Annotated in this window: 16 protein-coding genes; 2 read left to right on the top strand and 14 right to left on the bottom strand. The window is 62.1% G+C overall.

From position 1 onward, the window contains the following. Positions 1-5: 5 nt before the first annotated feature. The 5 genes from phnK to phnG are packed head-to-tail and all read right to left on the bottom strand — an operon-like array spanning position 6 to position 3,905. On the bottom strand, positions 6-782 hold the full coding sequence (phnK, locus tag EX00_RS17670) for a phosphonate C-P lyase system protein PhnK (RefSeq protein ID WP_047460602.1): 777 nt from the start codon (positions 780-782) through the stop codon (positions 6-8). Then, positions 779-1,690 carry an alpha-D-ribose 1-methylphosphonate 5-phosphate C-P-lyase PhnJ gene (locus tag EX00_RS17675; protein ID WP_047460604.1) on the bottom strand — a complete coding sequence of 304 codons (912 nt, stop codon included), beginning with the start codon at positions 1,688-1,690 and terminating at the stop codon, positions 779-781. The genes phnK and EX00_RS17675 overlap by 4 nt, the downstream gene beginning before the upstream one ends. After that, entirely contained in the window at positions 1,687-2,796 is a 1,110-nt protein-coding gene (locus EX00_RS17680) for a carbon-phosphorus lyase complex subunit (protein WP_047460606.1), read from the bottom strand. The genes EX00_RS17675 and EX00_RS17680 overlap by 4 nt, the downstream gene beginning before the upstream one ends. Before the next feature lie 3 nt (positions 2,797-2,799). Next, on the bottom strand, positions 2,800-3,429 hold the full coding sequence (gene phnH, locus EX00_RS17685) for a phosphonate C-P lyase system protein PhnH (RefSeq protein WP_047460608.1): 630 nt from the start codon (positions 3,427-3,429) through the stop codon (positions 2,800-2,802). After that, positions 3,429-3,905, bottom strand: coding sequence for a phosphonate C-P lyase system protein PhnG (gene phnG, locus EX00_RS17690; RefSeq protein ID WP_047460610.1), 477 nt, complete (start codon positions 3,903-3,905; stop codon positions 3,429-3,431). Before phnG ends, phnH begins: the two co-directional genes overlap by 1 nt. Positions 3,906-4,007: 102 nt before the next feature. Between phnG and phnF the strand changes: the two genes are divergently transcribed. Then, a complete protein-coding gene (gene phnF, locus EX00_RS17695) occupies positions 4,008-4,742 on the top strand; it encodes a phosphonate metabolism transcriptional regulator PhnF (protein WP_047460613.1) in 735 nt (244 codons plus the stop codon). Between the two features lie 23 nt (positions 4,743-4,765). On the opposite strand, the gene EX00_RS17700 is transcribed toward phnF, so the two are convergent. The 9 genes from EX00_RS17700 to EX00_RS17740 form a co-directional block, all read right to left on the bottom strand. Beyond that, complete coding sequence (locus tag EX00_RS17700) at positions 4,766-5,062, bottom strand: type II toxin-antitoxin system RelE/ParE family toxin (RefSeq protein ID WP_047460615.1); 297 nt, start codon at positions 5,060-5,062, stop codon at positions 4,766-4,768. Then, positions 5,059-5,349, bottom strand: a complete 291-nt coding sequence (locus EX00_RS17705; protein WP_047461817.1) for a CopG family ribbon-helix-helix protein — start codon at positions 5,347-5,349, stop codon at positions 5,059-5,061. Before EX00_RS17705 ends, EX00_RS17700 begins: the two co-directional genes overlap by 4 nt. A gap of 103 nt (positions 5,350-5,452) precedes the next feature. Further along, the gene (locus tag EX00_RS17710) at positions 5,453-6,088 is read right to left on the bottom strand and encodes a 2,3-bisphosphoglycerate-dependent phosphoglycerate mutase (protein ID WP_007702987.1); all 636 of its coding nucleotides are present in this window, start codon (positions 6,086-6,088) and stop codon (positions 5,453-5,455) included. Positions 6,089-6,212: 124 nt separating this feature from the next. Further along, a complete protein-coding gene (gene dapB, locus EX00_RS17715) occupies positions 6,213-7,037 on the bottom strand; it encodes a 4-hydroxy-tetrahydrodipicolinate reductase (protein WP_047460618.1) in 825 nt (274 codons plus the stop codon). A gap of 15 nt (positions 7,038-7,052) precedes the next feature. Continuing rightward, a complete protein-coding gene (locus EX00_RS17720) occupies positions 7,053-8,846 on the bottom strand; it encodes an ABC transporter ATP-binding protein (protein ID WP_047460621.1) in 1,794 nt (597 codons plus the stop codon). A gap of 226 nt (positions 8,847-9,072) precedes the next feature. Next, positions 9,073-10,095, bottom strand: coding sequence for a glucokinase (locus EX00_RS17725; protein ID WP_047460624.1), 1,023 nt, complete (start codon positions 10,093-10,095; stop codon positions 9,073-9,075). A 32-nt stretch (positions 10,096-10,127) separates the two neighbouring features. Continuing rightward, positions 10,128-10,508, bottom strand: coding sequence for a methylglyoxal synthase (locus EX00_RS17730; RefSeq protein ID WP_047460627.1), 381 nt, complete (start codon positions 10,506-10,508; stop codon positions 10,128-10,130). 90 nt (positions 10,509-10,598) lie between these two features. Further along, positions 10,599-11,645: a penicillin-insensitive murein endopeptidase gene (gene mepA / locus EX00_RS17735; RefSeq protein WP_047460629.1), complete on the bottom strand. Its 1,047-nt coding sequence runs from the start codon at positions 11,643-11,645 to the stop codon at positions 10,599-10,601. Between the two features lie 144 nt (positions 11,646-11,789). Continuing rightward, positions 11,790-12,359, bottom strand: coding sequence for an isochorismatase family protein (locus EX00_RS17740; RefSeq protein WP_047460631.1), 570 nt, complete (start codon positions 12,357-12,359; stop codon positions 11,790-11,792). Between the two features lie 37 nt (positions 12,360-12,396). Here EX00_RS17740 and EX00_RS17745 point away from each other — a divergent pair, with 37 nt between their 5' ends. Continuing rightward, on the top strand, positions 12,397-13,032 hold the full coding sequence (locus EX00_RS17745; protein ID WP_047460634.1) for a TetR/AcrR family transcriptional regulator: 636 nt from the start codon (positions 12,397-12,399) through the stop codon (positions 13,030-13,032). The last annotated feature ends 76 nt before the right edge of the window (positions 13,033-13,108 follow it).

The following is a 13,108-nucleotide window of genomic DNA, read 5'->3' on the forward strand; positions in this document are numbered from 1 at the left end:
TTTCCTCAGACCTGCAGGATCGAAGAGACGAGCAGTTGTGTGTAGGGTTCGCGCGGATCGTCGAGCACGCGGTCGGTCAGACCATGCTCGATGACGTATCCGTCCTTCATCACCATCATGCGGTGCGACAGCAGCCGGGCAACGGCGAGATCATGCGTGACGATGATCGCCGACAGGCCGAGATCGTTGACGAGGCCGCGCACCAGATCGAGCAGGCGTGCCTGCACGGAGACGTCGAGGCCGCCGGTCGGCTCATCCATGAACACCAGGCGCGGGCCGGTCACCAGATTGCGGGCGATCTGCAGGCGCTGGCGCATGCCGCCGGAGAAGGCGCGCGGCTGGTCGTCGATGCGGTCGGCGTCGATTTCGACGCGTTCCAGCCAGTCGACGGCGGTGGCGCGGATATTGCCATAGTGACGGTTGCCGATCGCCATCAGCCGCTCGCCGACATTGGCGCCGGCCGAGACCGTCATGCGCAATCCGTCGGCGGGGTTCTGGTGCACGAAGCCCCAGTCGGTACGCATCAGGAAGCGTCGTTCCGCCTCGTTCATGCGGAAGAGATCACGATAGGTCTGGTCGCGCATGTGGTATTCGACGCTGCCGGTGGTCGGCAGCAGTCGGGTCGAGATGCAGTTGAGCAAGGTGGTCTTGCCCGAGCCGCTCTCGCCGACGATGGCCAGGACTTCGCCGGGCCAGAGATCGAAGGATACGTCGCGGCACCCGATGCGGCTGCCGTAGAATTTCGAGATATTCTTGACCTTGAGGAGTGGTGTGTCGCTCATTCGGCGGCCTCCTGATTGGGTGCCTGCGCATTTGGTGCCAGCCCATTTGGTGCCAGCATGATGCCGACATGGCCGTGGGCGCGGCGGTCTTCGCAGAAATCGGTGTCGGAGCAGACGAACATCCGTCCGCCCTTGTCGTCGAGGATCACTTCGTCGAGATAGACCTGCTCGGCCCCGCAGAGCGCGCAAGGCTTATCGAAGCGCTGCACTTCAAAGGGGTGATCCTCGAAATCAAGGCTGACCACGTCGGTATAGGGCGGCACCGCATAGATGCGCTTCTCGCGGCCGGCGCCGAAAAGCTGCAACGCATCCGACATATGCATTTTTGGATTGTCGAATTTCGGCGTCGGCGACGGGTCCATCACATAGCGACCGGCGACCTTGACCGGGTAGGCGTAGGTGGTGGCGATACGGCCGTTGCGGGCGATATCCTCGTAGAGCTTTACATGCATGAGGCCGTATTCCTCGAGCGCATGCATCTTGCGGGTCTCGGTCTCGCGCGGTTCCAGGAAACGCAGCGGCTCCGGGATCGGCACCTGATAGACAAGCACCTGGTTAGATCCAAGCTTCGTTTCCGGGATGCGGTGGCGCGTCTGGATGATCGTCGCTTCTTCCGTGCGGGTGGTGACCGCGACATTGGCCACCTTCTGGAAGAAGGCGCGGATGGAGACGGCGTTGGTCGTGTCGTCGGCGCCCTGGTCGATGACTTTCAGGACATCGTCCGGCCCGATGATCGCCGCGGTGAGCTGCACGCCGCCGGTGCCCCAGCCATAGGGCATCGGCATTTCGCGCGAGGCGAAGGGCACCTGATAGCCGGGAATGGCGATCGCCTTCAGGATGGCGCGGCGGATCATCCGCTTGGTCTGTTCGTCGAGATAGGCGAAGTTGTAGGTGGCGAGATCGGTCATTCGGCTGCCTCCGTCAGGGGATTCTTGCCGCCATCGCGGGCGGCCTCGAAGTCGCGGCGCATGCGGCGCACCAGGTCGAGCTCGGCCTGGAAGTCGACATAGTGCGGCAGCTTCAGATGTTCGACGAAGCCGGTCGACTGCACGTTGTCGGAATGGGAGATGACGAATTCCTCGTCCTGGGCGGGGGCGACGATATCCTCGCCGAGCTCGTCGGCGCGCAGCGCCCGGTCGACCAGCGACATGGCCATGGCCTTGCGCTCGCTCTGGCCGAACACCAGGCCGTAGCCGCGGGTAAACTGCGGCGGCGCCTTGGCCGAACCCTTGAACTGGTTGACCATCTGGCATTCGGTCACCTGGATGCTGCCGAGCGAAACGGCGAAACCGAGTTCCGGCACGTCGAGCTCGACCTCCACTTCGCCGATGCGGATTTCGCCGGTGAAGGGATGGTTGCGGCCATAGCCGCGCTGCGTCGAATAGCCGAGCGCCAACAGAAAGCCCTCGTCGCCACGGGCGAGTGCTTGCAGGCGCAGGTCGCGGGTCATCGGGAATTCCATCGGCTCACGCGTCAGGTCGCCGGTCTCATGGTCGATCGGCATGTCGCCGTCGCCCTCGATCAGTCCTTCCTCGGCGAGAATCTCGGAGACCCGCATCACACGGCCCTCTTCCGCCGACCGCTGCATCGGCTCGTCCACCGGTTCGTCGGTCAAGAGGCTCGGGTCGAGCAGGCGGTGGGTATAATCGAAGGTCGGGCCGAGAAGCTGGCCGCCGGGCAGGTCCTTGTAGGTGGCGGAGATGCGGCGTTCGATCTTCATCGCCGCCGTATCCAGCGGCTGGGAATAGCCGAAGCGCGGCAGCGTCGTGCGGTAGGCGCGCAGCAGGAAGATCGCCTCGATCATGTCGCCGCGCGACTGGCGCACGGCAAGTGCCGCCAGCGTGCGGTCATAAAGCGATGCCTCAGCCATGACGCGGTCGACGGCCAGCGCCAGTTGCGCGACGATCTGGTCGATGCCGAGGGCCGGCAGCGAACGGTCGCCACGGCGACGGTCGGCAAGCAGCCGGTGAGCATTGGCGATGGCGGCTTCGCCACCTTTTACGGCAACATACATGCGTCAGATCTCCGTCGCGATGATCTTGGTGGTGCGCGGCAGGCAAAGAAATTGCCGTTCCGCCGTCAGAACGAGGTCGACACCGCGCGGAAAGAGGGCGCGATTGTCGTTCCAGAAGCGCAGGAACGTGTCCGGCAGGCCGGTGGGCGCAATCATGTTGATGTCGGCAATGCCAGGTCCGGAGAGCGCCAGTTCCTTGCCGCCCTCGAGGCTTGCGATTTCCAGCACGAGCGTCGTCGAGCGGTCGGGATATTCCTGCGTGCCGACGTCGAACTGATTGAGCGAGGCGAGCAGAACTCCGGCCTCGACGAAGGCAAACCGGGCCTCGAGCTTTTCCGAGGTCACCGGCGCGCCGGTGTGGAAGCCGAGCCATTCCGGCATGGTCGAGCGTACGAGACCGCCCGACAGCCAGACCGGCGTATCGTGGTCGCAAAGGGTGAGCGCAATGGCGCCGGCGGCGATGCCGAGGGGCGCGGGCGGCGCGATGTCGGAGCCGACCGTCTGCAGGGTTCCCGGCCGCGCCATCGCGTCCATCATCATCTTGAAGACGCTTTGCGCGTCGAACACCGGGCTGGCGAAGCCGCCAGTCAGGGCATCGTTGTCGGGTATGGTGGAGGTGTTGGGGACGCTCATCAGTCTTCTCCGCGGACCATGGTGAAGAAATCGACGCGGGTGGCGGCGGTCTCCTCGGCTCGTTGGCGATCCCGTCCGGCGATCCGCTCGGTGATCGGCAGCAATATTGCCTTCTCGACGAAATCCTTGGTGGCCGGCTGATGCCAGAGCGCGTCGAAAATCGCCGCCAGCCGTACCTTCTCGCGGTCGGTGCCGAGCGCATGCGCGTGGCCGACCGTGCCGGAGGCGAGCCTGATGGTGGCGCGCGTCACCGTGACTTCGCCGAGATTGAAGGGCGAGCCGCCGCCGCCGATGCGCCCGCGCACCATGACCAGTCCGGTTTCCGGTCCGCGCACGGGCTGGATAGCCGGCTTCTCGGACAATGCTTCCCAGGCCGCGTCGAGCTCGTCGCGCTCGGCCCGCGCCAGAAGGTCCGCCGTGCGCTTGCGTTCCCGGCGCTCCTGCGCGGCTACTTCTTGCCTCTGTGCTGAATTCATCGCGCCTTCCTCAAAATGTCTATTGATATAGACAACCATACAAGGTATGTTTTATATCTATTGGGGCGACGTGACAAGCGTATGACAGGGCAGGCGGGAAATATGGCGGGGCAGAAGGTACAGAGGCAGACGGGCGTGGCGCTCTGGCGGCAGATTGCCGACCGGATTCGCGCGTCGATCAATCAGGGCGATTTCGACGAGACGGGCATGGTGCCGCCGGAAACGGCACTGGCGCTACAATTCGGCGTCAACCGGCATACCGTCCGCAGCGCGCTGGCCGCCCTAGGGCAGGAAGGCATCGTTCGCGCCGTGCAGGGGCGGGGCACCCTGATCGAGCGCAAGGAACGCCTGAATTTCCCGATCTCGAAGCGGACACGGTTTTCTCAAGGGATCGGCGATCAGGCGCGTGAGGCGCGCAGCGTGCTGGTGGCGGCCAGCCGTGAAATTGCCAGTGCTGAGGTAGCTCGCTGGCTGAAGCTGGCATCCGGCGCGGCTGTCGTCCGGTTGGAAACGATCGGCCGGGCCGATCATCGCCCGGTATCGCGCGGCACAAGCTGGTTTCCCGCCGAGCGCTTTGCCGACATCGCCGAGATCTATGGAGCCACCGGTTCTATCACCAAGGCTTTCCGCGAACTCGGCGTCGCCGATTATGTTCGCGTCATCACGGAAATCACCGCCACCCATGCCGAAGAAGGTGACCTCAGCGATCTCGAGCTCTCCCCCGGCGCCATCGTCATGACCACCCGGGCATTGAACGCCGATCTCGACGGCGTGCCGGTGCAATATTCGATCTCACGCTTTGCCGCGGATCGGGTGCGGTTCACGATCGAGAATTGAGGACAAGCGCATTTGGATTCGAGCTAGGAAACCGGGCGAACGTCGCTCGGCGGCCATTGCTGTGCGGCATGAAGAATACGGATTATCCGCACTGTCTCGTCTGCGAGATCGTAAACCAGCAAGTAGTTTCTGTGCACGACGAGTTCTCGGGTTCCGGATACGCGGCCAGGTCGGCCAGTCATCGGATGTGTAATAAGCTGCATCGACCGCTTGGCGAAGAGTTCGTCAAGCGCGAGCGCTGCGGCGGCATTATCCGCTTCGATGTAGGTATAGATTGCGCGTCGGTCAGCTCTTGCTTCGGGAGTCCACGCAAGTTTCACGAGGATTTTCCGGCTAGCTTGCGGCGTGTTTCTTCCCGCAAGGCAGCAAATTCGGCTTCGACATCATCGGCTGGGATGAGGTTGCCGGCATTGGCGGAAGCAATACCCACTTGAACCTGCTGGCGAAACCAGACGTCATATTCGGCTGCATCTTGTTGATGTTTCACATAATCGCGCATGAAAGCTCGAAGCAATTGCGCTCCGGTTTGATCATGCGCTTTCGCAGCCTCGCTAAAGGCGGACTTCAAGTCTTCTTCAACTCGAAACGTAAATGTAGCGTCCGTCATATCCGACCCATGTGTTACATATATAGTGCAGTGTAACACATTTTGCCGCATTTTCCACCCCTCAGCCATCAAGCGTATGAGGGGTGGTTTCTCTTTCAGTCGCTCAATGCGCGCCGGACATATCGCCGAGCACTTCCTTGGAAGCGACGGTGGAGTCGGCGTTGAGCTTGTAGACCATCGGCACGCCGGTCGCGAGGTTGAGGGCCAGGATCTGTTCCTTGGTCAGGCGGTCCAGCACCATGACCAGCGAGCGCAGCGAGTTGCCGTGGGCGGCGACGAGCACCTTCTGGCCGGCGAGCACGCGCGGCAGGATTTCGGTGAGGTAATAGGGCCAGACGCGGGCGCCGGTGTCGCGCAGGCTTTCGCCGCCGGGCGGGGGCACATCGTAGGAACGGCGCCAGATATGAACCTGTTCCTCGCCCCATTTGGCGCGGGCGTCGTCCTTGTTGAGGCCTGAGAGATCGCCATAGTCGCGCTCGTTCAGCGCCTGATCCTTGATGGTCTCAAGACCGGGCTGACCGACTTCATCGAGGATGATCTTCAGCGTGTGCTGGGCGCGCGTGAGCACCGAGGTGAAGGCGATGTCGTATTTGATGCCGTAATCGGCGAGCGCCTTGCCGCCGGTCTTGGCTTCTTCAACACCGAGCGCCGTCAGGTCGGGATCCTTCCAGCCGGTAAAGAGATTCTTCAAATTCCAGTCGCTCTGCCCGTGGCGAACGAGGACGAGAGTACCGCTCATGAAATATTCCTCCTTGATAGAGCAATTCCAGGAAAAGTGCGTAGCGGTTTTCCGTCCGGAATTGCGTAAGAACAAAAGGCTGGAGCGGTTCAGCAGTTCTGTGCTGAACCGCTCCAGTATCGTATCAACGTGTGGAAAGCCCGAGGACATCGAGCATGGAATAAAGGCCGGGCTTCTTGTCGCGTGCCCAGAGAGCCGCTTGAAGCGCGCCGCGGGCAAACAACGACCGGTCGCCCGCACTATGGGACAAGGTCAGGCGCTCGCCTTCGCCGGCAAAAATAACCGAGTGGTCGCCGATAACAGCGCCGCCGCGCAGCGTGGCAAAGCCGATCGAACCCGCCGGACGCGGACCGGTGTATCCGTCGCGCACCCGGACGGAATGATCGCCAAGATCGATGCCGCGCCCCTTGGCGGCGGCTTCACCGAGCAGCAGAGCGGTGCCCGAGGGCGCATCGACCTTGTGCTTGTGGTGCATTTCCAGGACTTCGATGTCCCAATCGGCCGGCGGAAGCGCCCGCGCGGCCTGCTCGACAAGGACGCTCAGGAGATTGATGCCGAGGCCCATATTGCCCGACTTGACGATGCGGGCGTGACGGGCAGCCGCCTTGAACCTGGTCTCGTCTTCGGCAGAGCAGCCGGTCGTACCGATGATGTGGACGACGCGCGCCTGGGCAGCAAGGTCCGCGAAGGTGACGCTGGTTGCCGGCGTGGTGAAGTCGATGACGCCGTCAGCATGCAGGAAAGCGGAAAGCGGATCGTCGGTGACGAGGATACCGATCGGCCCCAGCCCGGCGATCTCGCCGGCATCCTTGCCGATGAAGGCCGAGCCCGGACGCGCAACGGCGGCATGCAGGGTCAGGCCTTCGGTGGTGTGAATAAGGCGGATCAGAGCCTGCCCCATGCGGCCTGCCGCGCCCACCACCACCAGCTTCATCGCATCGTCGCTCATGTCGTCTCTATCGTCTTACTTGCGGGAATTGCCGGAAACGGCCGGCCGCTGAAGGTTGTTGAGGCGAGCGTAAAGGCCATTGTCGGCCTCCGCAAGCGTCTCGTGGTTGCCCTCTTCGATGACGCGTCCGTTCTGCATGACAATAATCTTCTCGGCCCGGACGACGGTCGACAGACGATGGGCGATGACGACGACCGTGCGGCCGCTCATGGCTTCGTCCAGCGCCTTCTGCACGGCTGCTTCCGACTCGGTATCGAGCGCGGATGTCGCTTCGTCGAGGAGCAGGATCGGCGCGTTGCGCACCAGCGCACGGGCGATCGACAGGCGCTGCCGCTGGCCGCCGGACAGCGTCACGCCGTTTTCGCCAACCGGGGTATCGTAGCCCTGTGGCTGCGCCAGTATGAAATCGTGGGCGTAGGCGTGCCGGGCTGCTTCTTCGATGTCGGCATCGGTCGCTTCCAGACGGCCATACCGGATATTGTCGCGGATCGTGCCTTCGAAAAGGTAGGGCTGCTGCGAGACATAGGCGAGATGCTCGCGCAGCGACTGCTTGGTGACGTGGCTGATGTCCTGCCCGTCGATTAGGATGCTGCCGGCTTTTGGGTCGTAGAAGCGCGGAATGAGGTTGATGACGGTGGATTTGCCGGCGCCGGAGGGGCCGACGAGCGCCGTCGTCTGTCCACCTTCGGCAATGAAGCTCACGCCCGATAGAACGGTGTCGTCGCCATAGGCAAACTGTACGTCGCGAAATTCGATACGGGCATCGGTGACGACCAGCGGCTTGGCGTCCGGCAGATCGCGCTGGCGCGGTTCCATGTCGAGCAGTTCGTAGATCATCCGTGCGTTGACGACCGCACGTTCAAGCTGCGTCTGCAATTTGGCAAGGCGGCGGGCCGGATCATACGCCAAAAGCAGCGACACGATGAAGGAAAACACGGCGCCTGGCGGCACATTTTCATAAATCGAACGGTAGGCGGCATAGGCAAAAACGCCGGCGACGGCAAAGCCGGCAACCGTTTCGATCAGCGGGCCGTTACGCTCGGAAATGCGAACAATACGGTTTTGTCGATTCTCCGCTGCCGTAATCAGCTTATTGATCTTGCGGTCGAGTTCGGGCTCCATCGTGAAGGCCTTGACGATGGAAATGCCTTGAATGGTTTCCTGCATCGCGCCAAGCACGCGGCTGTTGAGAACGACCGCCTCGCGTGTGACGGCGCGCAGGCGCTTGGAGATGTGGCGCAGGGCCAGAAATACAGGTGGCGCAATGACGAAAAAGATAAGGCTGAGCAATGGGTCCTGATAGACCATGTTGCCGAGCAGAAAGACGAATGACAGAAAGTCGCGCGCCGTAGACGTGATGACGAGGTTCATTACATCGCGGATGCCGGAAACGTTCTGGCTGACCCGCGCGGCAACCTGAGCAGAGCGAGCTTCACTGAAAAAACCGACTGACAGCGTCATCAGATGCGCATAGAGGCGCCGTTGATAACGGGCAATGATGTCATTGCCGATCTTGGACAGAATGACCGATTGAAAATAGCCGGCAAAACCACGCGCTATGAAAGCCGCAAATATAGCAAGACAAATCAGCCACATAACTTCGGCGCGGCGCTCGTAAAAAGCTCCGTCGACGATCGGCCTCATAACAAAGGCCATCATCGCCGTGGATGCTGCGACGACAATGAGGCAAAAGATTGCGATCGAATAGCCCCAGATGTGATCACGGCCGTTTTCAGCTATAACGCGCTTCAGGACAACGGTAATGGCTTCGCTGTCGATATCGGTCTTTTTCGTGTTGGGCGATTTCAAAAATCGGCTTCCTGTCTCAAACCAAGCGAGCCGCGTATGGCACACGCTTTCGCGGCTCTATTAAAGAGTTAGGACGGCTTTGGCTAGAGATGGCTTGCCGCGCTGGTTAAGAGGCAGGCCATGGAGCCAAGGTCAATACTATAAGGGAAGGGGCCACCTACAAAAAAGGGTGCCGTGCCGCCTCCCTTGTTTTGCGCCAAAAAGCCCGCCTGCCGCCCCGGCCGGGTCAACGCCGCCAGCGCCGTCCGTCCGTCGCCAGACCGAAGCTTGCCGGTATGCGGGCATAGGCCGTGAGACCCGAAAGTGCCGCGAGCGGATGGGTGACGACATGCGTCGGGATCGATTTCAGCAGGGCTGTATGCGGTGCCTTGTCCTCGAAGGCGGCACGGAATTCCGGCCTTTGCAGCGCCGGCAGGATCTTTTGCGAGATGCCGCCGGTGATATAGACGCCGCCGCGCGCCATGAAGACCAGCGCGATATCGCCGGCGACGCGACCGAGATAGGTGACGAACAGCGTCAGGGTCTCTTCGGCCTGAACGTTGGTTTCAGCGAGCGCATGCGCCGTGATATCGGCCGGTTCCTTGAGGCTGGGCTCGATGCCGTCGGTCTTGCAGATCGCATGATAGAGGTTCCGCAGGCCGCGGCCGCAGAGGACCTGTTCGGCGGAAATGCGACCCTCGATCGTTTCCAGATGCGGCCAGATTTGCAGATCGCGCTCGCTGCGCGGTCCGAGATCGATATGGCCGCCTTCGCCCGGCACCGGAATCCAGGTATGCTGGGAGTGAACGAGGCCGGCGACGCCGAGGCCTGTGCCCGGGCCGAGCACGGCGCGTGAAGCCACCATGCCTTCAGATGTCTCGCCGATGGTTGCGCGATGCTCTTCGGAAATACCGGCGATCGCCAGCGCTTGCGCCTCGAAATCATTGATGATCAGCACATCTTCCATGCCGAGATTGGCGATCATCGTCTTCGGGCGGATCACCCAGTCGCAATTGGTCAGCGGAATTTCGTCGCCCCTGACTGGACCGGCCATGGCGAGGATCGCCGAGCGCGGCCGCACCGCCGACTTGGCGAGAGCTTCCTCGATCGCATCGTCGATCGTCTTGAAATTGGCGGTTTGCACAATCGGAAAATGCACCGGCTCGGCATGGGCATCGACGACGATGGAGAAGCGGGCATTGGTTCCCCCGATATCGCCGATCAGGATCGGAAAGGGCAGGGGGGCATCGCTGTGATTGAGCTCGGGCATGGACAGGTCCGTGTCTGCCGCCTGAAGGCGGGTTAATGGTTCAGTGTTTTGATCAGGCGTTCTGCGGTGGCCTCGTTGAGGGCCATCGGAATGTCGTAGAGAACGGCAAGCCGAGTCAATGCCTTGACATCGACATCGTGCGGCATGGGGGTGAGCGGGTCGATGAAGAAGATGAGCATGTCGATATCGCCAGTAGCAATCATCGCGCCGATCTGCTGGTCGCCGCCGAGTGGGCCGCTCTTCAGGCGGGTGACCTTGAGATCGGGGCAGGCGTCAAGCACGCGGCCGCCGGTCGTGCCCGTGGCGACGATACGCCAATCGGCAAGGGCATCCTGGTTGCGGCGTGCAAACTCCGCCATCGCATCCTTCTTCTGATCATGTGCGATCAGTGCGATGCATTTGCCGCCGGCCATGAAATTCCACTCCGTCTCGGATTTTTCAATCGATTTATCCGCCTTCTATACCAAGAGGCCGGCCTTTGAAAGACCGGCCTCTTGGTGCTGTCACTGTTGCGGAATGCTGCCGGGTGGCGTGATGCCAGTGCCAGTGCTGGAAACTGGCAGCGTGCCAGTCGCGGTCGCCGGTGCAGCCGCCTTGGTCCCATAGGTGGCGGCGCGGGCCGAGGCAACCGAGGGCGCGTCCAGCACGGCCTGGCAAGCCTTGGGCAGATCGGACACCATGACCTCGCGGGGCTTTACCGGCGGCTTGGTGCTGGGTTTCGGCTTGGCCCAGGGTTCGGGGCCGAGCCACCAGGCGAGCGTCTTGTCGCAGCCGTCGCCGGCGGCAACCGGCGCCTGCGGCGTGCAGCCGACCGAGCCCGCCGGGCAGCTCAAGCGGATATGGAAATGCGAATCGTGACCATATTCCGGACGCAGCTTGCCAAGATTGGTACGGTCGCCGGTCCAGCTGTCGCACATTTTCTTCTTGATGGCCGGATTGACGAAGATGCGCTGCACTTCGGGATAGCTGGCGGCGCGCATCAGGAGGCGGGCATGCGCCGGTGTCCAGACCCTGTCGTTGATGGTCAGGAACTTGTCCTTCGCCAGCATCGAGGTGAAAGGCAGGCTTTCGCGCTCGGCCGCCGTCAGCGTCCGCGATGGCATCGGCGTCAGCCAGACGTCGGCGTCGAGCCCGATCTGATGCGAGGCATGGCCGTTGAACATCGGCCCGCCGCGCGGCTGCGCCATATCGCCGACGAGCAAGCCCGGCCAGCCGTCATTTTTCGCCGCGTCGCGCGACAGGCGTTCCAGCAGCCCGACCATCTCCGGCCGGCCCCAGCGCCGGTTGCGCGACGGGCGCATCGCCTGCCAGGTCGGCCCATCGGCCGGTAGCGCCACGGCGCCGGAGAGGCAACCCTTGGCATAAAAGCCGATCGATTGCGGCGGCCCTCCCGTCGGCAGCGTCACCGCGCCGAAGATCGCCTTGGCGCTTCCGGGCGTCGGACCAGCCTGCTGGGCCAATGCGTCGCCGGCGACGAGGCCCGCGCCGATCGTGGTGGCGAGGGCAAGTTTGCTGACGGTATTGAAGGTTCGAACCAGGAGGGAAATCATATGGTTCCTTGCGAGGCTGCCGGCATTGGCCGAAGTGATTTGCGCGGAAATCTACCTTGAAAAGCGATTTTGGTGAATCCGTGTTTTATCGCTCAAGACCAATGGGCTGTCGCATATTGCCTGCCTGGACTGCTAACTCCATGATCAGCCTGCCAGAATATCCGCGGTCTTGCGGATACGCGACAGCCGTGGCAGCACTTTCGTGCAGGCGAAAACCTGCATCTCCTCGGAGAAAGTCGTCACCGCATCCTCGGCGACGATGACGGCATAATTGGCCGCATAGGCATCGCGAACGGTCGACTCGACACCGAAATTGGTGGCGACACCGGTGATGATCACGGTTTTGATGTCACGGCGGCGTAGTTGCAGGTCAAGTTCGGTGCCGTAAAAGGCGCTCCAGTGGCGCTTGACGATGGCGACATCGGGTGTCAGCGCGGCGATCTCGGCGGGGGGTGCCATTGCCGCCGCCGGCAAACCTCCCTCTGGAAAGCTGAAGGTTTCGTCGACGGGCTGGTTGACAGCGTCGGCATAGTCTGCGGAAAATCCAACCGTCACAAAGACTATGGTTCCGCCGTCGGCTTTCAATTTTCGGGCGATGGCGGCCGTATTCTCGACGATCTGCTGCGCAGAGTGGGGTGCCAGCGGTCGGTTGAGAACCAGACCCTGCAGATCGATGGAGATAAGCGCGGTGGTTTGGGGATCGTAAAGAGGCATCAAGGGGCTCCGGGGAAAATATGAGGGTATCCTCACAATGACAAATATGAGGGAATCCTCGCAAAAATCAAGCGCGGAGCCGCAGACGCGTGTTCCAAAGCGCCGACGGGGTCATGATCGTGTTGCCATACTCTTGGAAGCGGCCGCGAGAATCTTTTCCCGCAAAGGCTACGACGCCGCGACGATGACGGAGATCGCCGCGGAGGCGCGCTCGTCGATCGGTTCGCTCTATCAATTCTTTCCGACCAAGCCACTGCTTGCCGAAGCGCTGCATATCGATCGGCTGGAGCGGTTGAAGGCGGTGTTTCAGGACATTGCAGAAAAGAGCGACGGCCTTTCGGCGGCCGATAGCGGCGAGGCGATCTTCGACAGGCTTGGCGCCTTCATCGAGACGTTTCCGGAGTTTCCGGTGCTTGCCGCCCGCCGCGATGTTCCAAAGGACCGCAAGATGCGGTCACGGACGGAGATGAAAGAGCTGATTTCGTCCATCCTGCGACACGCGGAACCGCCGGTCACGGACGACATCGCCTTGATGTCGGCGATCATTCTCGAATTGCTGCGCATCGCCGTCGTCGTCGCCAACGAGCCGGAAGCGGCCGAGGACCGACGTCTTGTCCGCGAATTGCGCCTGATGCTGCGCAAGCGCCTGGAGGAAGCCACGGCAAAAGCCTGATTCCATGGGATGCCGATCGCGCGAATCGCGAAGAGATGAGCAATTCCGTCCTGTTTTTTGCCCTCATTTGCCTTAT

The organism is Martinezella rhizogenes, assembly GCF_000799715.1.
In the GTDB taxonomy this organism is placed as follows: Bacteria; Pseudomonadota; Alphaproteobacteria; order Rhizobiales; family Rhizobiaceae; genus Rhizobium; species Rhizobium rhizogenes_C.

Bases quoted from the DNA above. Each gene is read 5' to 3' on its own strand.
- phnK (WP_047460602.1), bottom strand. From the start codon at position 782: ATGAGCGACACACCACTCCTCAAGGTCAAGAATATCTCGAAATTCTAC.
- EX00_RS17675 (WP_047460604.1), bottom strand. From the start codon at position 1,690: ATGACCGATCTCGCCACCTACAACTTCGCCTATCTCGACGAACAGACC.
- EX00_RS17680 (WP_047460606.1), bottom strand. From the start codon at position 2,796: ATGTATGTTGCCGTAAAAGGTGGCGAAGCCGCCATCGCCAATGCTCAC.
- phnH (WP_047460608.1), bottom strand. From the start codon at position 3,429: ATGAGCGTCCCCAACACCTCCACCATACCCGACAACGATGCCCTGACT.
- phnG (WP_047460610.1), bottom strand. From the start codon at position 3,905: ATGAATTCAGCACAGAGGCAAGAAGTAGCCGCGCAGGAGCGCCGGGAA.
- phnF (WP_047460613.1), top strand. From the start codon at position 4,008: ATGGCGGGGCAGAAGGTACAGAGGCAGACGGGCGTGGCGCTCTGGCGG.
- EX00_RS17705 (WP_047461817.1), bottom strand. From the start codon at position 5,349: ATGACGGACGCTACATTTACGTTTCGAGTTGAAGAAGACTTGAAGTCC.
- EX00_RS17710 (WP_007702987.1), bottom strand. From the start codon at position 6,088: ATGAGCGGTACTCTCGTCCTCGTTCGCCACGGGCAGAGCGACTGGAAT.
- dapB (WP_047460618.1), bottom strand. From the start codon at position 7,037: ATGAGCGACGATGCGATGAAGCTGGTGGTGGTGGGCGCGGCAGGCCGC.
- EX00_RS17725 (WP_047460624.1), bottom strand. From the start codon at position 10,095: ATGCCCGAGCTCAATCACAGCGATGCCCCCCTGCCCTTTCCGATCCTG.
- EX00_RS17730 (WP_047460627.1), bottom strand. From the start codon at position 10,508: ATGGCCGGCGGCAAATGCATCGCACTGATCGCACATGATCAGAAGAAG.
- mepA (WP_047460629.1), bottom strand. From the start codon at position 11,645: ATGATTTCCCTCCTGGTTCGAACCTTCAATACCGTCAGCAAACTTGCC.
- EX00_RS17740 (WP_047460631.1), bottom strand. From the start codon at position 12,359: ATGCCTCTTTACGATCCCCAAACCACCGCGCTTATCTCCATCGATCTG.
- EX00_RS17745 (WP_047460634.1), top strand. From the start codon at position 12,397: ATGACAAATATGAGGGAATCCTCGCAAAAATCAAGCGCGGAGCCGCAG.